The following is an 18,501-nucleotide window of genomic DNA, read 5'->3' as shown; positions in this document are numbered from 1 at the left end:
ACCTTTCGCATGAACGAATGGTCCTATTTCTTTTAGGGACTTATTTCACATCCCCTTTTCAATTAAATTAGTGCTGTGGCAATGTCGAAGATTCAGGATATGTGTCGGCAAATAATTCTTGCAATGAAAAAGCCAGGGTGTGTATAATACAAGGCAAAGGTTAGCTTTTATTCGATTTGTGATCAGTCGTGGGAGAAATAAGAGCAGCTGAAAATTACAGGCCGGGATAGAATTATTAGCATTGCTGGCAGAATGAGAACAGCAATATATTTGGAATTGATATAGACACGGCATCTGAAATGTGCTAAAATAAACTCTATCAGATTTTTAAGCTATTTTATAAATTTAGTATATATTTCGTTATTGTCCATAGAGTGGATCATAATTATATTGCTTCTGTCTAATCAGACATTGTATCCCGTAAAATCAAAATTGAAATGTGTTTTAGAAAAGTAATAGTCGAAGAGGTAGATGATTGATGAGAGAAAAGTATGAATCTTTACCTTTGGCGGAGCTGAAAGGAATTGCGAAAGCCAGGGGACTGAAGGGCATTTCTACTATGAGAAAGCCTGAATTAATTGAGCGGATGTTAGAAGAAGATAAGAAAGAAGCTACCGCAAATGAACCGGTGGCTCAGAAGCCGGAGAATACAGCTGCTCCTGTAAAAGCTGAGAGCACAGCTGCACCGGAGCGAAACGAGACCGAGCGGAAGGAAGCATCGGTCAGATCCCGTACAATCGTAAGGCGTAATCCGGAATTTCGAAGCAACAATTACAGCAGAAATGATAATGCAGGCCGTCAAGGCGGTTATAACGGCGAGGGAAGACAGGGAGGTTATGCGAAACGGGAGCAGCCGGTTACCAAGCCAGTGGAAGTTGTCCCACCAGCTGAGATTAAAAGTGAAGAGACCGAGCAGCTACACACTGCCAATGAAGATCAGGCAGAAGCTTTGAGTAATACCTACCAGATTTCTGCTGAGGCTGTTCAGCTTGACAGTGGAGAGAAGGCAAACGGTATTCTGGAGGTTATGCCAGATGGATTTGGATTTATCCGAAGCGAGAATTATCTTCCAGGCGAAAACGATATCTACGTTTCCCCTTCACAGATCCGCAGGTTTAATCTGAAGACAGGAGATATTATTCAGGGAAATATCCGTATTAAGACACAGGGTGAGAAGTTCAGTGCTCTTTTATACGTGACCTCTATCAATGGTTTCCATCCAAGTGAAGGCCAGAAGAGATATAGCTTCGAGAATATGACACCTATTTTTCCAAACGAGCGCCTGATCATGGAGCGCCCTGGTGGAACTACCGCTATGCGTATTGTGGATTTGATCAGTCCTATTGGAAAGGGACAGCGTGGTATGATCGTTTCCCCACCGAAGGCTGGTAAGACCACACTGCTCAAGGATGTGGCAAAGTCCATTCTTAAGAATAATAAAGATATGCATCTGATCATCCTTCTCATTGACGAGCGCCCGGAGGAGGTTACAGATATTAAGGAAGCAATACAGGGTCCAAACGTGGAAGTGATCTATTCTACATTTGATGAGCTTCCAGAGCATCATAAGCGTGTTTCGGAGATGGTTGTGGAGCGCGCACGCCGCCTTGTAGAACATAAGCAGGATGTTGTGATCCTTCTGGATTCCATTACCAGACTGGCCAGAGCTTATAACCTGGTGGTTCCGCCAAGTGGAAGAACCCTGTCCGGTGGTCTTGACCCGGGAGCTCTTCATATGCCGAAGCGCTTCTTCGGTGCTGCACGTAATATGCGGGAAGGTGGAAGTCTTACTATTCTGGCTACTGCGCTGGTGGATACAGGAAGCAAGATGGACGATGTTATTTACGAGGAGTTTAAGGGAACTGGTAATATGGAGCTTGTGCTTGACCGTAAGCTTCAGGAGAAGCGGGTATTTCCGGCTATCGACATTCAGAAATCCGGTACCAGACGAGAGGATCTGCTGCTTAGCAAGGACGAGCAGGAAGCGGTCTACATCATGCGAAAAGCGCTTAACGGCATGAAGTCTGACGAGGCAGTAGAACAGATTTTGAACATGTTTTCACATACTGCCAACAACGCCGAATTTGTGCAAACTGTAAAAAAACAGAAATTGTAACAGTTCAGTACCTTCGCAGCTACACACTTTGCGATGGACAGAAATCATGCAGAGCATGATTTCGCGCCGAAAGCCTCGGGTTTTCTGTGAACTTTGTTCACAAAAAACACCTCGCAGAATATTTCCTGCGAATAGTTATAGAAAATTTTATAAATAACTTGCATTTCTCGTAACGCCATGCTATAATCAGTAGGCTGTGTAAAGTGTGAATTCGTCAGATTCAACGCAAATAAAAGAGAATAAATATAGAGAGGTGAAAATCATGAGAGAAGGAATCCATCCGAATTACTATCAGGCAACTGTAACCTGCAACTGCGGTAATACTTTTGTAACAGGTTCTACCAAGCAGGACATCCACGTAGAAATCTGCTCCAAATGTCATCCGTTCTATACAGGACAGCAGAAAGCTACTCAGGCTCGTGGACGTATCAATAAGTTCAACGAGAAATATGGCCTGAATAAATAATTTGAATATTACTGAATGAGAAGGTTGAGGTTGGGAAATCTCAACCTTTCTTTGTAATTTACGCGAGCAACGAGTCAAAGTCCGTGCTTGCGCGAGACCCTGGCGGCTGCCGTGTAATAACGGGGAAATACCGGAACGTGTTTTGCTCATTGAAGCGGGGGCAGTCAAAGTCCGCGCTTGCACGAAAACCTGGCCGTTGCCGTATTAACGAGACGGAGGATAAAATGAAACCATCAAATATCGGTGGACAAGCTGTAATGGAAGGCATCATGATGCGCCATAAGGATAAATATTCTATTGCAGTACGCCGTCCTGATAAAGAAATTGAAGTAAAAGTAGAAGATTACAAATGCATCTTCGGCAATGCCAAAATCTGGCGCAAACCGATCATCCGTGGAATGGTCAGCTTCATTGATTCTCTGGTAACCGGAACCAAGTGTCTGATGTATTCAGCAGAGATCGCAGGAGATGAGGAGGACGAGGAAGAGGCAAAAAAGAATGCCAACCTTTCTCCAGAGGAACTGGAAGCCAAAAAGAAAAAAGAGGACAAGGCATTTAAAGCCCTGCTTTATGTGACCGTGGCTGTTTCCATTGTGATCTCCATTGCTGCATTTATGCTGCTTCCCTACGCTCTGGCCAGCCTTTGCCGCAGGGTGGGGGCTTCAGAGGTGATCGTTACCATTGTGGAAGCCTTTGTAAAACTGGGATTGTTTATGGGATACATGATCCTGATCTCCAGAATGAAGGATATTCAGAGAACCTTTATGTACCATGGTGCAGAGCATAAATGCATCAACTGTGTGGAGAACGGAAAGCCTCTTACTGTGGAGAATGTGCTGGAGAGTTCCAGATTCCACAGACGCTGTGGAACCAGCTTTTTGTTTCTGGTTATGCTGGTAAGTATTTTCCTGCACTTTATTTTTGTATTGGCACCATCATACTGGCTGCGCCTTTTCGGACGTCTCCTTATGGTACCGGTCGTATCTGGAATTTCTTTTGAGATTATCCAGTGGGCAGGCAGAACAGACAGCAAGTTTGCCCTGATGATGAGCAAGCCAGGTATGGCCATGCAGAAGTTTACCACCAAAGAGCCTACCGCAGATATGGCAGAGGTTGCTATTAAAGCAGTAGAGGCCGTGTTTGACTGGAGAGCCTACTTAAAGACAGAGTTTGATCTGGATATTCCATATGAGAACGAGAAAACTGTTTCAGAGACAGCCGAAAGCGGAAACATGGAAGAAAACACTGGAAAAGTGCCGGAAACAGGAGATGTGCAATGACTTCTCTGGAAACATTATTAAAAGAAGGAACCAAGGTTCTGGAACAGCATGAGATCCAGGAAGCCAGGCTGGATGCCTGGCTTCTTCTGGAGTATGTGACTGGTGTGAGCAGAGCCTTTTATTTCGCCCATTCTGATGATGCGGTGGAAGAAAAGAAAGCCACTGCATATCGAAAAGCCATTGCCAAAAGAGCGGAACATGTCCCCTTACAGCATATTACCCACCAGGCCTGTTTTATGGGCTTTGAGTTTTATGTAAATGAGAATGTTCTGGTGCCGAGACAGGACACAGAGACCCTTGTGGAAAAAGCACTGGAGATCCTGAAAGGACGAAAAAGTCCCAGGATTCTGGATATGTGCACAGGGTCCGGGTGTATCCTGCTGAGTCTTCTGGCTCTTACAGAGGAGGCGCAAGGAGTGGGAGCCGATGTTTCCCCAATGGCTCTTCAGGTGGCAAAGAAGAATGCAGACAGCCTGGGAGTGGCAGACAGAGCGGATTTCGTAGAAAGCGACCTGTTTTTGACACCTTTTTTTCAAGAAAAGACTGGCAAAGATATGCCACTCTATGATATCCTTATCTCGAATCCCCCATATATTAGAAGTGCAGACATTGAAGAGCTTATGGAAGAAGTGCGGGATCACGATCCCAGACTTGCATTGGACGGCCATGAGGACGGTCTGTATTTTTACCGGAAGATTGTATCTGAGGGAAAGCTTTTTCTGAAAAAAGACGGCTGGATGCTGTTTGAAATCGGATATGACCAGGGCGGGGATGTGTCAAAGCTGATGAAGGATAACGGCTTCACAGATGTGCAGGTGGCCAGGGATCTGACCGGACTGGACAGAGTGGTGCTGGGAAAGAAATAGCTTCAAGGTGCAGTAAACATAAGAAGAGAACCGATCTATCAGACTGAAGCAACAAATGATGAGGCAGTGGCCTCAGAGAAAAGAACAAAGATCATACTGCTGTGAGGCATTTTACAGCAATCAGAAAATAACAGGAGGAAAACCATGTTTGACAAGTTGGACGATTTGCTCATACGTTTCGAGGAAGTTCTGAACGAGCTGGGTGAGCCGGATGTAACATCCAATCCAGAACGTTTTCAGAGGCTGATGAAGGAACAGAGCGACCTGCAGCCAATTGTGGATACCTATAAGGAATATAAGAAAAATAAAGAAACCATCCAGGACAGCCTTTCCATGCTTGAAGAGGAGAAGGATGAAGAGATGAGAGAAATGCTGAAGGAAGAGCTTTCTGACGCCAAGAAGCGTGTAGAAGAACTGGAGCATGATCTGAAGATCCTTCTTCTGCCTAAGGATCCCAACGATAATAAGAACGTTATCGTGGAGATCCGTGCTGGCGCAGGTGGAGATGAGGCTGCTCTTTTCGCTGCTGAGATTTACAGAATGTATGTGAAATATGCAGAATCCAGACGCTGGAAAACGGAGATGATGAGTTTAAATGAGAATGGAATCGGCGGATTTAAAGAGGTTACTTTTATGATCAATGGTGCTGGTGCTTATTCCAGACTGAAATATGAGAGCGGTGTACACCGTGTACAGCGAGTTCCAGAGACTGAATCCGGCGGAAGGATCCATACTTCTACCTGTACGGTTGCGATCATGCCGGAGGCAGAAGAAATCGACTTCCATCTGGATATGAACGACTGTAAATTTGATGTGTTCAGAGCCTCCGGAAACGGTGGACAGTGTGTCAACACCACGGACTCCGCAGTCAGACTTACCCATATTCCTACAGGAATCGTTATTTCCTGCCAGGATGAGAAGTCCCAGCTGAAGAATAAGGATAAGGCTTTGAAGGTACTTCGTTCCCGCCTGTATGAGATGGAGCTGGCGAAACAGCATGATGCGGAAGCAGAGGCAAGACGAAGCCAGATCGGTACAGGTGACCGTTCCGAGAAGATCAGAACTTACAACTTCCCTCAGGGACGTGTGACAGACCACCGTATCAAACTGACTCTTCACAGACTGGATAACATTCTGGGCGGCGATCTTGATGAGATCATTGACAGTCTGATCGCAGCTGACCAGGCTGTAAAACTGAGCAATCTGCAGGAGCAGTAAGCTTAGAAAATTAGAATCATAAAGCAGAAAACTACATGACTGGAACAGACTGAATGCCGGAAGACCTATAGAGATGAGCTTTCAGAATGTAGTACAAATATAACAACAATCATGTGAAAAATGGGAGGGTATATACCTATGAAAAAAACAGCTCTTGTAATCATGGCAGCCGGAGTGGGAAGCCGCTTTGGAAATGGAATCAAACAGCTTGCACCAGTTGGTCCGAATGGAGAGATCATTATGGATTATTCCATCAGAGATGCATTGGAAGCAGGTTTCAATAAGATTGTTTTCATTATCCGCAGGGATCTGGAGGAAGAATTTAAGAGTACCATCGGTGCAAGAGTAGAGAAGATCGCAGAAGTTGCATATGCTTATCAGGAGCTTGAGAAGCTTCCAGAGGGCTTTACCAAGCCAGCTGACAGAACCAAACCATGGGGAACCGGACACGCAGTTATCTGTGCAAGAGAGTTCCTTACAGAGCCATTTGCAGTTATCAATGCAGACGATTACTATGGCAAAGAGGCCTATGTAAAAGTACACGATTATCTGGTTCAGGAACAGCCGTCAGACGATGTGCTTCATATCTGTATGGCAGGCTTCAGACTTGGAAATACCTTAAGTGATAACGGAAGTGTTACCAGAGGCCTTTGCCACATTACAGACGGCAAGCTTACCGGCGTAACAGAGACACATAATATTTTCAAAACCGCAGATGGTGCAGAGAGCCGGGAGGATGGACAGCCAGTAGAGAAGCTTGATTTAAATGAGCTTGTTTCCATGAACATGTGGGGACTGACACCTGCATTTATGGACACATTATATAATGGATTTGTAGAATTCCTTCAGAATGTGAAGCCAGGAGATCTTAAGGCAGAGTATCTTCTTCCGGTTATGATCGACGAACTGATCCAGAAGGGAGCAGCACAGGTTGATGTTCTTGAGACAAAGGATACCTGGTTTGGCGTAACCTATCAGGAAGATAAGGAAGTTGTAATCAAAGCATTCAAAGAGCTCACAGAGGCTGGTGTATATCCAAACGGACTTTACAAATAAAGAAACACAGGGGTGTATAGTAAAGAGGACTGTCAGGGAAAAACGCAGGCAGAATAGAATGATTTTTATTACTGTTCATTGGAAATATTCTGTAAAATGCCTTTGGCGAAGACTATGAACAGTAACTGATTTTCTGTAAATAATGAGTTCGGGTTTTGGAATAAGGAGGATAATCAGATATGGGAAAATATTTTGGAACAGATGGATTTCGTGGAGAAGCAAATGTTCAGCTGACAGTTGACAATGCATTTAAAGTAGGTCGTTATGTAGGCTGGTATTATGGCCGCGATCATAAGGCGAAAATCGTAATCGGAAAGGATACCAGACGAAGCAGCTACATGTTTGAATATGCCCTGGTTGCAGGTCTTACCGCTTCCGGTGCAGATGTATATCTTCTTCATGTAACAACAACTCCGAGTGTATCCTTTGCAGTCCGTACAGAGGATTTTGATTGCGGTATTATGATTTCTGCAAGCCACAACCCATTCTATGATAATGGAATCAAGCTTCTGAATGGAAACGGCCAGAAGATTGAGGCTGAGATCGAGGAGCGTATTGAGGCTTATATTGACGGCGAGATCGAGGAGCTTCCACTGGCCCGTAAGGAAGACATTGGACGTACTATCGACTTTGCTTCCGGACGTAACCGCTATATTGGATATCTGATCTCCATTCCAAGCCGTGACTTTAAGAATGTAAAGGTTGGTCTTGACTGTGCAAACGGAAGTTCTTCTGCAATTGCAAAGAGCGTTTTTGAAGCACTTCAGGCGAAGACCTATGTAATTAACAACCAGCCAGATGGAACGAACATTAACACAAACTGTGGCTCCACCCATATTGAGGTTCTGCAGAAATTTGTGGTAGATAACGGCCTGGATATTGGATTTGCTTATGATGGAGACGCAGACCGCTGTATCGCAGTTGACCACCGGGGAAATATTATCGATGGTGACAAGATCATGTATGTCTGTGGCAAATATCTGAAAGAGCAGGGCAAATTAAACGGAAACACAGTGGTTACCACGGTTATGTCTAATATGGGACTTTACAAGGCTCTGGAGCGTGAGGGTATGCGCTATGAGCAGACCGCTGTTGGTGATAAATATGTTGCAGAGAACATGCTGGCAAATAATTACAGTATTGGGGGAGAGCAGTCCGGTCATATTATTTTCAGCCGTTATGCAGCTACCGGAGATGGTATCCTCACTTCCCTTATGGTTATGGAAGCCTGCGTAGATAAGAAAGCAACCTTATGTGATCTTGCAAAAGAGATGAAGGTTTATCCGCAGGTACTTCGCAATGTGCGCGTAGCAGATAAGAAGACCGCCCGTGAGAATCCGAAGGTGGCAGAGGCTGTAGAGACAGCTGCCAAGGCACTTGGCGACTCCGGACGTATTCTGGTCCGGGAGAGCGGTACAGAGCCGTTGATTCGTGTTATGGTGGAGGCTGAGACAGATAATCTTTGCCATCAGTATGTAGACAGCGTTGTGAAAGTAATGGAAGCCGAAGGGCTGATCGTTGGTTGAGCATGAAAATCAGAAAAACAGCATTAATATTCACAGCCTGCATGGGACTTTCCCTTCTGGCAGGCTGTGGGGATGAAAAACAGCAGATTTTTAAAGAGGCTGAGAAGGATCTGGAGCAGGGAAGCTATGATTATGCCCTGGATGAATTTACCACCTCTGTGGAGAACAGTATTAATCTGACCACTTCCTACCGGGGAATTGGAATCTGCCAGCTCCGCATGGGAAATTATGAGGATGCGGTCACTGCCTTTACAAATGCCCTTAGTACAGAGAAGGTGAGCAAGTCTGTGGCGAAGGATCTGTATTTGTACCGGGCGACTGCCAGATTGCAGGCTGGCCATCTGGAAGATGCAATGGCAGACTGCCAGATGCTGGCACGGAATTATGATATGGATGCAGACTGCTGGTTCCTTACTGGTAAGGTCGCACTTGCTATGGATGGATATGATGAAGCATCCTATGATTTCGAGCAGGCCTATGGAGAAGATTCCAGCTATGACCGGGCAATCCAGATTTACCAGGCTTACCTGGAAAAAGATATGGAAGCAGACGGCACCCGATATCTGGAGGCTGTTTTGTCTACAGAAGCCAAAGGGACAGATGATCTGTGCGACCGGGGGCGGATCTACTACTATATGGAAGATTACGCCAATGCGAAAAAAGAACTGACGGATGCGTCAAATCAGGGAAGCCAGGAGGCGCTCCTTGTTCTAGGCATGGTTTATAGTGCCCAGCAGGATTATGCAAATGCCCGTTCCATGTACCAGCAGTTTGTAAATCAGAAGTTGGAGGATACCAGCAGGAATCAGACGCAGACAGCAGCACCTGGCTATAATGGTCTGGCAGTGTGTGATATGGCAGAAGGAAATTTTGATTCAGCGTTGGAGAATATAAACAACGGAATTTCCGTGGCTGCAGATGATGAGATGCAGAGCCTTTTATTTAACGAAATTGTTATTTATGAGAAAAAACTGGATTTTTCCACAGCGCAGGCGAAAGCACAGGAGTACGTGGGAATGTATCCGGATGACGAGGAAGCTGCCAAGGAACTGGATTTCCTGAAGTCTCGGACAGGTACCGTTCAATAAAAGGTATAATAAAGGATCTGAAATTCATGTAGAACAAACGTGAACTTCAGATCCTTTTTATCATAGATCAGATTTTCTTAACGTAAATACGGTTTGTTTTATACATGGGGCGTCCGTTCACACCGCTGAGATCGTAGGACATATCAAAATAAGAATCCACTTTACTTACAAGAGCCCAGTCAGGATCATATATTCTTCCGCCAATTTCTGCCCAGCCGTGACCGCCGGAGCAAATTACATATACCTTCTTCATGCCGACAGCATTGGCCAGATAAGCAAAAGCTGCTGCATAGGAAACACAGTCGCCGCGGCCTCCGCGGAAGAACATGTCTTCAGCAAAATCTTTTTCCCAGTTAGCTGTGTTTCTGAAATCACGCCAGCAATAATAGGTGTATTTTTTCTTAACGTAATTGAAACAGGTGCGCAGACGTTTCTTTTTATTCATGCCCGGTTTTGTGATCTTCTCAACGATCCGGTTGGCTTCGGTCATGATCTTCAGCTTACGTGCGTTAGATCCGGATTTCTTGGCCCGGCCTTTGGAATCAAGGGTAATTCCGTTTATCTTGGTAGAAGTCAGCATGTATGCACCTTTTGTGGAAGTGCTGATGCGGAAGTAGTAATAGTTTTTGCCGATTTTCTTCCATCCATAGCGCTGAATGCCTTTTTTATCGAAAAAGTAATAGCGTGATCCGATCTTTACTTTTCCAGTGACCTTCTTGCCCTTGGAATCGTAATAGTAGTGATATCCTTTTACTGTTTTCCAGGTGCCAGATGCAGCTGGTTTAGGGGTGGTGGCAGCAGTAGTGGCAGCAGTGGATGTATTCATCTGTACCGCAGCCATTGCTGAAAGCGGGCTTGTAAGAAGTGTGCAGGATAAGAGCAGACTGGCTATAGCTGTTTTAAAATGTTTCTTTTTCATAGAAATTCCTCCTTAAACAGTTGGTTGGAAGACCAATTAATAGTAATTCTATTATAACCTATTTCAGAACTGGTTTGGTATTATTAATTTATCTTTTTATGTTACTCTTTAAAAAAGCTGTAAGAGTGTGTTATACTCTAAAAGATACAGAAATTTAGGAATCAGACAATAAAATCCGGAAGGAGGATTTATGGAATATATTGAAGAAATACAGGAGCGGGTGATCCTGGTGGGCGTCCAGCTGGATGAAACCGACAATGTAAAAGAGTCCCTGGACGAGCTTGCGGAGCTGGCAGATACGGCCGGTGCAGAAACAGTTGGAAAAATCATCCAGAACCGTGAAACTGTTCATCCTGGAACTTATATAGGAAAAGGAAAAATTGAGGAAGTACGTGCTCTTATGCTGGCCGCAGACGCTACCGGAATTATCTGTGATGACGAGCTTTCCCCTGCGCAGATGAATAATCTGGAGCATGAGCTGGAATGCAAGGTAATGGACAGAACCCTTCTGATCCTGGACATTTTTGCCAAACACGCCACTACCAGCGAGGGTAAGATCCAGGTAGAGCTTGCCCAGCTCCGATACAGAGCTTCCAGACTGGTTGGCCTTGGAGCTTCTTTGTCCAGGCTTGGCGGCGGAATCGGAACCAGAGGTCCTGGAGAGAAAAAGCTGGAGAGTGACCGTCGTCTGATCCGAAAGCGGATCACGGCGCTGAAGGAGGAGCTTTCCCAGGTGGAGAAACACAGAGAACTGCTTCGCACCGGACGAACCCGTGGAAAGATGAAGACTGCGGCTATTGTAGGCTATACAAATGCCGGGAAATCCACTTTGCTGAATACTTTGACTGGCGCCGGGGTACTTTCTGAGGACAAGCTTTTTGCAACCCTGGATCCGACTACAAGGGCGCTGACGCTGGATGACGGACAGCAGATCCTGCTTACAGATACCGTCGGATTTATACGCAAACTGCCACACAATCTGGTAGAGGCTTTTAAGAGTACCCTGGAAGAAGCGAAATACGCAGACTATATCATTCATGTGGTGGACTGCTCTAATCCACAGGCGGTGCAGCAGATGGAGGTTGTTTACGATACGCTGCAGGAGCTTGAGGTCCAGGGAAAGAAAACCATCACCTTATTTAACAAGATGGATATGGGGGCGGCGATCCGCATGCGTGACAGCAATGCCGACCATACCTTGAAGGTTTCAGCGAAAACAGGGGAAGGCCTTGAGGATTTAAAGGCACTTCTGGGGAAAATCCTTTCTGAAGAGCAGATTTATGTGGAAAAGCTTTTTGGTTATCAGGAGGCTGGCAAGATCCAGCTGATCCGGGAGTATGGACAGCTGCTTTCCGAGGAATATACGGATACAGGAATCCTGGTGAAAGCCAGAGTTCCCCAGGAGATTCATGGGAAGATTATGTGATGAATGGAAAGTACCCTTGAATTCATTTACGTAATTTATGCACTCAACTTTGCAATCTATTCTGCTCGAAGTGGGGTGTAGCAGCTGGGAAATTGAGACTTGTTAAGTAATTCACATAAGAGGAACGGGAGATTAATAAAAAACAGGAGATGACATTATGGGAAAATACACAGATTATATTATGAAAACAGCACAGGATCTGCTAGCAGTGCCAAGCCCAAGCGGTTTTACACATATGGCAGCCGATTTTGTAAAAAAAGAATTTGAGAATCTGGGCTATGAGCCGCAGATCACACAGAAGGGGGCTGTGCTTGTAAAGCTTGGCGGAAAAGATGACAAAAATGCAGTGGTTCTGGCGGCTCACATGGATACACTTGGAGGTATGGTCTGCCAGATCATGGACAACGGACGTCTGAAGCTGACAAACATTGGCGGTATGAACCCAAACAATGCGGAAGCTGAGAACTGTAAGGTTTACACAAAATCTGGCAAGGCTTATGATGCAACTTTCCAGCTGGAAAATGCGTCTGTTCATGTAAATGGCGAATACAGCGATACCAAACGTACTTATGAGACTATGGAAGCCATTCTGGATGAGCCGGTGAAGAACAAAGAGGATGTGAAAAAGCTTGGAATCATGACCGGTGACTTTGTCTGCTTTGATCCGAGAACCGTAGTGACTGAGAGTGGTTACATTAAGAGCCGTTTCCTGGATGACAAATTCAGTACCGCCATTCTTCTTGGCTATGCAAAATATCTGAAGGAGAAAAAGGTTCAGCCAGAGCGTACTATTTATGTGCTGATCACTTCTTATGAGGAAGTGGGACATGGCGGATGCGCTGCTATCCCGGAGGGGGTAACAGAGATGATCTCCGTAGACATGGGATGTGTTGGAAAAGGCCTGGAATGCGATGAGACCATGGTATCCATCTGTGCGAAGGACAGCATGGGACCATACGATTACCAGGTGGTTTCCGGTTTGATAGGGGCAGCACAGGAGAACGATATTGCATTTGCAGTGGACGTTTATCCTCATTATGGATCTGATGTGGATGCAGCACTGAAGGCTGGTTATGACATGAAACACGGTCTGATCGGACCGGGCGTGTACGCTTCTCATGGTTATGAGCGCTCTCACAGGGACGGAGCGAAAAATACACTGAAGCTTCTGAAGGCATATCTTGGGTAGGAGAGAGTATGAAAGCAGTAAAAAAAATTCTGAACAATATTTTTATTGATGGATTAAGCGGCATGGCCCTGGGCCTGTTTTCCACTTTGATCATCGGAACTATTTTGAAGCAGGTCGGGGATCTGATGGGCGGTACCTATGGAGCTTATCTGGGTACATTTGCCGTCATTGCCCAGAGACTGACTGGTGCTGGAATTGGTATCGGAGTGGCGTATAAATTCCGGGAATCCACATATGTGCTTTTGTCTGCGGCGGCAGCGGGAATGATCGGTGCTTATGCGTCGAACCTGATTGCTGGAACTCTGCTGTCTGATACAGGTGCACTTGTGCTGTCAGGTCCTGGAGAGCCTCTTGGCGCATTTGTGGCAGCTTATGTGGGAATCACGATTGGAAGACTGGTTGCTGGAAAAACAAAACTGGATCTTCTGATCACACCGGCAGTGACCATCCTTTCCGGTGGTGCAGTTGGCATCCTGGTAGGTCCCGGGGTGTCAAAATTTATGACATGGCTTGGAAATCTGGTAAACTGGGGAACTGAGCAGCAGCCGATCCTGATGGGAATTGTGGTTTCTGTTATCATGGGAATGGTGCTGACTTTGCCAATCAGCTCTGCGGCGCTTGGAATTATTCTGGGGCTGAATGGTGTGGCAGCAGGCGCTGCGACCATCGGATGCTGCTGTCAGATGATCGGCTTTGCAGTGACAAGCTTTAAGGATAACGGCGTTGGCGGCTTTTTTGCCCAGGGAATTGGAACCTCCATGCTGCAGATTCCTAATATTATGAAGCGTCCGCTGATCTGGCTGCCACCGACATTGGCTTCTGCCATTCTTGGACCGATTGCTATTGCCGGACCGTTCCACATGACAAACAATGCCACTGGCTCTGGAATGGGAACCTCCGGTCTGGTGGGACAGATTATGACCTATCAGACTATGGTGGCTACGGAGTCACCTGTTCTGGTAATCCTGAAAATTGTTGTATTCCATTTTCTTCTTCCAGGACTTTTGTCTTACATTATCTATCGGGGAATGAGGAATATGGGATATATTAAGGATGGGCAGATGAAGCTGAATGTGTAAGACCGATGATATTGTAAAAAACTTTATGAGGAATCTGTTCTTGAAGTAAAAAAATTATTGACATCTAATGAATGTTAGAATATACTAACAATATAAGCAGAAACCAAGTATCGTTACCGTTCACAAAAAGTGTCACTGACATTACCGTGACAGTAAAGTGAACAGCAACAGCTGATCTACAGGTAACTTGAAAGGAGTTTTGTATGGGAACAGTAGTTGTAGGTGCTATCGTACTGGCTATCGTTGGTCTTGCAGTCCGAAGCATGCACAAAGACAAAAAGAACGGAAAAGGCTGCAACGGAAATTGCGGAAGCTGCGGCGGATGCCATTAAGACCAGATGCCTGTTTATTTACATTTTTACATATGCCAAAGTAATAGGAAGGACTGCTGTGCTGGAGAAATCTGGCATGGCAGTTTTTTCATGAATAAGGATTCCAAAAACCGTGTTGTCGTCAGGCTTTGACGGCTGTTATGATATGGAGCTTTCAAGTACAATGAATTGTAAGGTGATGTGGATTTAAATTTAAAAACAACGAAAAACCACAACAATCAAAACAAAACACCAATCAAAGCAACAAAATAAGTGTTGAATTATGTTGACACTGAATAGTGGATGACGTATAATGAGCATAGAAAACTATGTCATGGAATAATGGACATTTTTGTTGTCAGAGGGGAGATATTTGATGACATTTAAGGGACTGCATTACAGCCACAGTACCTTAATGAGTGGTCGTTTTCCCTGCCGGAACATCCATGAGAAAGGAGAACCATGGAAAAATACAATACAAGTGAGATTCCCAAATCTTCCAGAATTACCCGTCTGGTTGACCATCTCTATGCCAAGATGCCGGAAATCGAATCTTACAGAGCCAAGCTGATCACGGAGTCCTATAAGGAGACCGAGGATCAGCCGATCATTACCAGAAGAGCGAAAGCTTTTGCCCACATTTTACATAATATTCCTATCATTATCCGTGATGAGGAGCTGGTCGTAGGAAGCAACTCTATTGCACCGAGGGGATGTCAGACATTCCCGGAATTTTCCTATCAGTGGCTGGAGGATGAGCTGGATACTGTTGCCACCAGAACGGCCGATCCGTTCTATATCTCAGAGCAGGCCAAGGCAGATCTTCGTGAGGTACACAAATACTGGAAGGGCAAGACCACCAGTGAACTTGCTACAGCATATATGGCGCCAGAGGCCATCCGTGCCATCGGGCATAACATTTTCACACCAGGAAACTATTTCTACAACGGTGTAGGACATGTTACCGTAAAATACTGGGAAGTTCTCGAGATCGGATATGAAGGCATTATGGCGAAGGCACAGGCTGAGCTGGATAAATGTAACGTAGGTGATGGCGACTATGCAGAGCGCTCCCGTTTCCTGGAAGCAGTTATCATGAGTTGCCAGGCAGTTATGGATTACGCTGCAAGATATGCCAGACTTGCCCTTGAAATGGCAGAGAAATGTACAGATCCCCAGCGTAAAGCCGAGCTTCTTGTAATTGCATCCAACTGCAGCAAGGTACCGGCGAAAGGGGCCACCAACTTCTGGGAGGCCTGTCAGTCCTTCTGGTTTGTACAGCAGCTCCTTCAGATGGAGTCCAGCGGACATTCCATTTCTCCAGGTCGTTTTGACCAGTATATGTATCCTTACTATAAGAAGGATATTGAGAGCGGCGCGATCACCAGAACAGCAGCTCAGGAGCTGATCGACTGTATCTGGGTAAAATTAAATGACCTGAATAAAGTCCGTGACGCAGCCTCCGCAGAGGGCTTTGCAGGCTACAGCCTGTTCCAGAACCTGATCGTAGGTGGTCAGAACAAAGATGGAGAGGATGTGACAAACGATCTTTCCTTTATGTGTATTGAAGCATCTATGCATGTACATCTTCCGGCACCGTCCCTTTCCATCCGTGTATGGAATGGCTCTCCCCATGATCTTCTGATCAAGGCAGCAGAGCTTACCAGAACCGGTATCGGACTTCCGGCTTACTATAATGACGAAGTGATCATCCCGGCACTGCAGAACAGAGGTCTTTCCCTGGCAGATGCCCGTGAGTACAATATCATTGGATGCGTAGAGCCGCAGAAAGCAGGCAAGACAGAGGGCTGGCATGATGCAGCATTCTTTAACATGTGCCGTCCGTTAGAGCTTGTATTTGGCAATGGTATGGATCAGGGGGAGATGGTTGGTATTCCTACTGGCGATGTTACCAGGATGGAAACCTTCGATGAATTTTACGATGCATATAAGAAGCAGATGGAATACTGCATTTCCCTGCTTGTAAATGCAGACAATGCCATTGATGTAGCCCATGCGAAACGTTGTCCTCTTCCATTTCTTTCCAGTATGATCGATGATTGTATCGTCCGCGGAAAGACGGTACAGGAAGGCGGTGCAGTTTATAACTTTACCGGTCCCCAGGGATTTGGTATTGCAAACATGGCTGATTCTCTTTACGCCATCCGTCAGCTGGTTTATCAGGAGAAGAAGTTCACAATGGAGGAACTGAAGGAAGCTCTTGCATGGAACTATGGCAAAGGACTGGATGAGCAGTCTGTGAAAGAGATCACAACCGGTATCTTAAGAGAGATGACCGAGAGTGGTGCCAAGGTTGATGCAGATACAGCAGCTGCTGTACTGAAATCTGTTATGAATGCCCAGATGGCACCTGAGAAGATGGCAAGATATCAGGAGATCCACGATATGATCGCAGAAGTTCCGAAATTCGGAAATGACATTCCGGAGGTTGACTACTTCGCAAGAGACGTGGCTTACACTTATACAAGACCGTTACAGAACTTCAAGAACCCAAGAGGCGGACAGTATCAGGCCGGACTTTATCCGGTATCTGCAAACGTACCCCTTGGCGGACAGACTGGTGCTACACCAGATGGAAGATATGCACATACACCTGTTGCAGATGGTGTCTCCCCATCTGCAGGCAAGGATGTGAACGGACCGACTGCGGCAGCAAGCTCTGTTGCAAAACTGGATCACTTCATCGTATCCAATGGTACTCTGTTTAACCAGAAATTCCATCCGTCAGCACTGTCAGGACGTGAAGGCCTTGAGAAGTTTGTTGCACTGATCCGTTCCTATTTTGACCAGAAGGGAATGCATATGCAGTTTAACGTTGTAAGCAGGGAGACACTGCTTGATGCACAGGCACATCCGGAGAATTATAAGCATCTGGTTGTACGTGTGGCTGGTTACAGTGCGCTGTTTACCACACTGTCCAAGTCTCTGCAGGATGATATCATCCGCAGAACTGAGCAGGGCTTCTAAATGAAAGGCAACAGACTTCCATATAGGAGAACTGTAGTTGAACCCCATAGATCAGCTTTTGTTGCGATGATGAATGTAGCTGTGAATGGGAGATTTCTGAGAAAAATATAAACAGAATTGCTGGCGGCATCTCAATAGAAAGTCCGCTGGCACTTCCGTATAATGGAGAAATCTATGGAATATTTAGACACTACAGGACGTATTTTCGACGTCCAGCGCTATTCCATCCATGACGGTCCTGGAATCCGTACCATTGTGTTTCTGAAGGGCTGTGTGCTCAGATGCCAGTGGTGCTGCAATCCGGAATCACAGGAATATAAAATCCAGACAATGAAGACTCCTGACGGGGTGAAGACTATGGGACGGGATGTAACCGTCCGTGAAATGATTGAACTTGTGGAGAAGGATCGTCCATATTACTACCGCTCTGGTGGAGGAATGACACTTTCCGGCGGCGAATGTCTCTGTCAGCCAGAATTTGCCCGTGATCTTCTTCGTGCGGCCAAGGAGCGTGGAATCAACACCGCCATCGAGAGTATGGCATGCGTTCCCTGGAAAAATATTGAGATGGTACTGCCTTATCTGGATACTTACCTGATGGATATCAAGCATACTGATCAGGAGAAGCACAAGCAGTTTACCGGCAAGCCAAACGGACTGGCCCTTGAGAATGCCAGAAAGGTAGCCCTTTCCGGCCAGACCAATCTGGTGATCCGTGTACCTGTCATTCCCACCTTCAATGACAGTGTGGAGGAGATTCAGTCTATTGCGTCTTTTGCCTCGACATTACCAGGTGTAAAGAAGATCCATCTTCTTCCATACCATCGTCTGGGACAGGATAAATATGACTGGCTTGGAAGGGAATACAAGCTTCCCGAAATCCTCCCTCCAGAACCAGAGCATATGGAGCTTTTGAAAAAAGCAGTACATTCCGTCTGTGACCTGGATTGTCAGATCGGTGGATAATATGTTT

Annotated in this window: 15 protein-coding genes; 14 read left to right on the top strand and 1 reads right to left on the bottom strand. The window is 45.8% G+C overall.

Annotated features, from left to right (window positions below; genetic code table 11):
- Window positions 1–478: 478 nt before the first annotated feature.
- From rho to LIQ05_RS14755, 8 genes are all read left to right on the top strand, one after another.
- Window positions 479–2,116, top strand: a complete 1,638-nt coding sequence (gene rho / locus LIQ05_RS14790; protein WP_226821888.1) for a transcription termination factor Rho — start codon at window positions 479–481, stop codon at window positions 2,114–2,116.
- 262 nt (window positions 2,117–2,378) lie between these two features.
- On the top strand, window positions 2,379–2,582 hold the full coding sequence (gene rpmE / locus LIQ05_RS14785) for a 50S ribosomal protein L31 (protein ID WP_117851138.1): 204 nt from the start codon (window positions 2,379–2,381) through the stop codon (window positions 2,580–2,582).
- 224 nt (window positions 2,583–2,806) lie between these two features.
- Window positions 2,807–3,862 carry a DUF1385 domain-containing protein gene (locus LIQ05_RS14780; protein ID WP_226821885.1) on the top strand — a complete coding sequence of 352 codons (1,056 nt, stop codon included), beginning with the start codon at window positions 2,807–2,809 and terminating at the stop codon, window positions 3,860–3,862.
- Complete coding sequence (prmC, locus tag LIQ05_RS14775; RefSeq protein ID WP_226821882.1) at window positions 3,859–4,728, top strand: peptide chain release factor N(5)-glutamine methyltransferase; 870 nt, start codon at window positions 3,859–3,861, stop codon at window positions 4,726–4,728. The genes LIQ05_RS14780 and prmC overlap by 4 nt, the downstream gene beginning before the upstream one ends.
- Window positions 4,729–4,872: 144 nt before the next feature.
- Window positions 4,873–5,946: a peptide chain release factor 1 gene (gene prfA, locus LIQ05_RS14770; protein WP_226821880.1), complete on the top strand. Its 1,074-nt coding sequence runs from the start codon at window positions 4,873–4,875 to the stop codon at window positions 5,944–5,946.
- 138 nt (window positions 5,947–6,084) lie between these two features.
- A complete protein-coding gene (locus LIQ05_RS14765; RefSeq protein WP_226821878.1) occupies window positions 6,085–7,002 on the top strand; it encodes a sugar phosphate nucleotidyltransferase in 918 nt (305 codons plus the stop codon).
- A 179-nt stretch (window positions 7,003–7,181) separates the two neighbouring features.
- Window positions 7,182–8,528 (top strand): phosphoglucosamine mutase, encoded by a 1,347-nt coding sequence (glmM, locus tag LIQ05_RS14760; RefSeq protein ID WP_226821875.1) that lies wholly within the window; start codon window positions 7,182–7,184, stop codon window positions 8,526–8,528.
- 2 nt (window positions 8,529–8,530) lie between these two features.
- Window positions 8,531–9,616: a tetratricopeptide repeat protein gene (locus LIQ05_RS14755; RefSeq protein WP_226821903.1), complete on the top strand. Its 1,086-nt coding sequence runs from the start codon at window positions 8,531–8,533 to the stop codon at window positions 9,614–9,616.
- 67 nt (window positions 9,617–9,683) lie between these two features.
- On the opposite strand, the gene LIQ05_RS14750 is transcribed toward LIQ05_RS14755, so the two are convergent.
- On the bottom strand, window positions 9,684–10,535 hold the full coding sequence (locus tag LIQ05_RS14750; RefSeq protein ID WP_226821872.1) for a transglutaminase domain-containing protein: 852 nt from the start codon (window positions 10,533–10,535) through the stop codon (window positions 9,684–9,686).
- A gap of 190 nt (window positions 10,536–10,725) precedes the next feature.
- Here LIQ05_RS14750 and hflX point away from each other — a divergent pair, with 190 nt between their 5' ends.
- From hflX to LIQ05_RS14720, 6 genes are all read left to right on the top strand, one after another.
- Window positions 10,726–11,961, top strand: a complete 1,236-nt coding sequence (gene hflX / locus LIQ05_RS14745; RefSeq protein WP_226821869.1) for a GTPase HflX — start codon at window positions 10,726–10,728, stop codon at window positions 11,959–11,961.
- Between the two features lie 157 nt (window positions 11,962–12,118).
- The gene (locus LIQ05_RS14740) at window positions 12,119–13,150 is read left to right on the top strand and encodes a M42 family metallopeptidase (RefSeq protein WP_226821866.1); all 1,032 of its coding nucleotides are present in this window, start codon (window positions 12,119–12,121) and stop codon (window positions 13,148–13,150) included.
- 8 nt (window positions 13,151–13,158) lie between these two features.
- Window positions 13,159–14,229: a PTS transporter subunit IIC gene (locus LIQ05_RS14735; protein WP_226821863.1), complete on the top strand. Its 1,071-nt coding sequence runs from the start codon at window positions 13,159–13,161 to the stop codon at window positions 14,227–14,229.
- Window positions 14,230–14,432: 203 nt separating this feature from the next.
- Window positions 14,433–14,561 carry a FeoB-associated Cys-rich membrane protein gene (locus LIQ05_RS14730; RefSeq protein WP_226821860.1) on the top strand — a complete coding sequence of 43 codons (129 nt, stop codon included), beginning with the start codon at window positions 14,433–14,435 and terminating at the stop codon, window positions 14,559–14,561.
- A gap of 441 nt (window positions 14,562–15,002) precedes the next feature.
- Window positions 15,003–17,528, top strand: a complete 2,526-nt coding sequence (locus LIQ05_RS14725; RefSeq protein ID WP_226821858.1) for a glycyl radical protein — start codon at window positions 15,003–15,005, stop codon at window positions 17,526–17,528.
- 174 nt (window positions 17,529–17,702) lie between these two features.
- A complete protein-coding gene (locus LIQ05_RS14720; protein WP_226821855.1) occupies window positions 17,703–18,494 on the top strand; it encodes a glycyl-radical enzyme activating protein in 792 nt (263 codons plus the stop codon).
- Window positions 18,495–18,501 lie beyond the last annotated feature (7 nt).

Origin of the sequence: Blautia glucerasea (assembly GCF_020537505.1) — a bacterium.
GTDB lineage: Bacteria > Bacillota > Clostridia > Lachnospirales > Lachnospiraceae > Blautia_A.
The sequence above is the reverse complement of the archived record's forward strand: the minus strand, read 5'-3'. Positions and strand labels throughout refer to the sequence as shown.

What these genes read in the sequence shown, in the direction of transcription:
- rho (WP_226821888.1), top strand. Translation starts at nt 479, where the DNA reads ATGAGAGAAAAGTATGAATCTTTACCTTTGGCGGAGCTGAAAGGAATT.
- LIQ05_RS14765 (WP_226821878.1), top strand. Translation starts at nt 6,085, where the DNA reads ATGAAAAAAACAGCTCTTGTAATCATGGCAGCCGGAGTGGGAAGCCGC.
- LIQ05_RS14730 (WP_226821860.1), top strand. Translation starts at nt 14,433, where the DNA reads ATGGGAACAGTAGTTGTAGGTGCTATCGTACTGGCTATCGTTGGTCTT.
- LIQ05_RS14725 (WP_226821858.1), top strand. Translation starts at nt 15,003, where the DNA reads ATGGAAAAATACAATACAAGTGAGATTCCCAAATCTTCCAGAATTACC.
- prmC (WP_226821882.1), top strand. Translation starts at nt 3,859, where the DNA reads ATGACTTCTCTGGAAACATTATTAAAAGAAGGAACCAAGGTTCTGGAA.
- LIQ05_RS14720 (WP_226821855.1), top strand. Translation starts at nt 17,703, where the DNA reads ATGGAATATTTAGACACTACAGGACGTATTTTCGACGTCCAGCGCTAT.
- glmM (WP_226821875.1), top strand. Translation starts at nt 7,182, where the DNA reads ATGGGAAAATATTTTGGAACAGATGGATTTCGTGGAGAAGCAAATGTT.
- LIQ05_RS14780 (WP_226821885.1), top strand. Translation starts at nt 2,807, where the DNA reads ATGAAACCATCAAATATCGGTGGACAAGCTGTAATGGAAGGCATCATG.
- LIQ05_RS14740 (WP_226821866.1), top strand. Translation starts at nt 12,119, where the DNA reads ATGGGAAAATACACAGATTATATTATGAAAACAGCACAGGATCTGCTA.
- LIQ05_RS14755 (WP_226821903.1), top strand. Translation starts at nt 8,531, where the DNA reads ATGAAAATCAGAAAAACAGCATTAATATTCACAGCCTGCATGGGACTT.
- hflX (WP_226821869.1), top strand. Translation starts at nt 10,726, where the DNA reads ATGGAATATATTGAAGAAATACAGGAGCGGGTGATCCTGGTGGGCGTC.
- LIQ05_RS14750 (WP_226821872.1), bottom strand. Translation starts at nt 10,535, where the DNA reads ATGAAAAAGAAACATTTTAAAACAGCTATAGCCAGTCTGCTCTTATCC.
- prfA (WP_226821880.1), top strand. Translation starts at nt 4,873, where the DNA reads ATGTTTGACAAGTTGGACGATTTGCTCATACGTTTCGAGGAAGTTCTG.
- rpmE (WP_117851138.1), top strand. Translation starts at nt 2,379, where the DNA reads ATGAGAGAAGGAATCCATCCGAATTACTATCAGGCAACTGTAACCTGC.
- LIQ05_RS14735 (WP_226821863.1), top strand. Translation starts at nt 13,159, where the DNA reads ATGAAAGCAGTAAAAAAAATTCTGAACAATATTTTTATTGATGGATTA.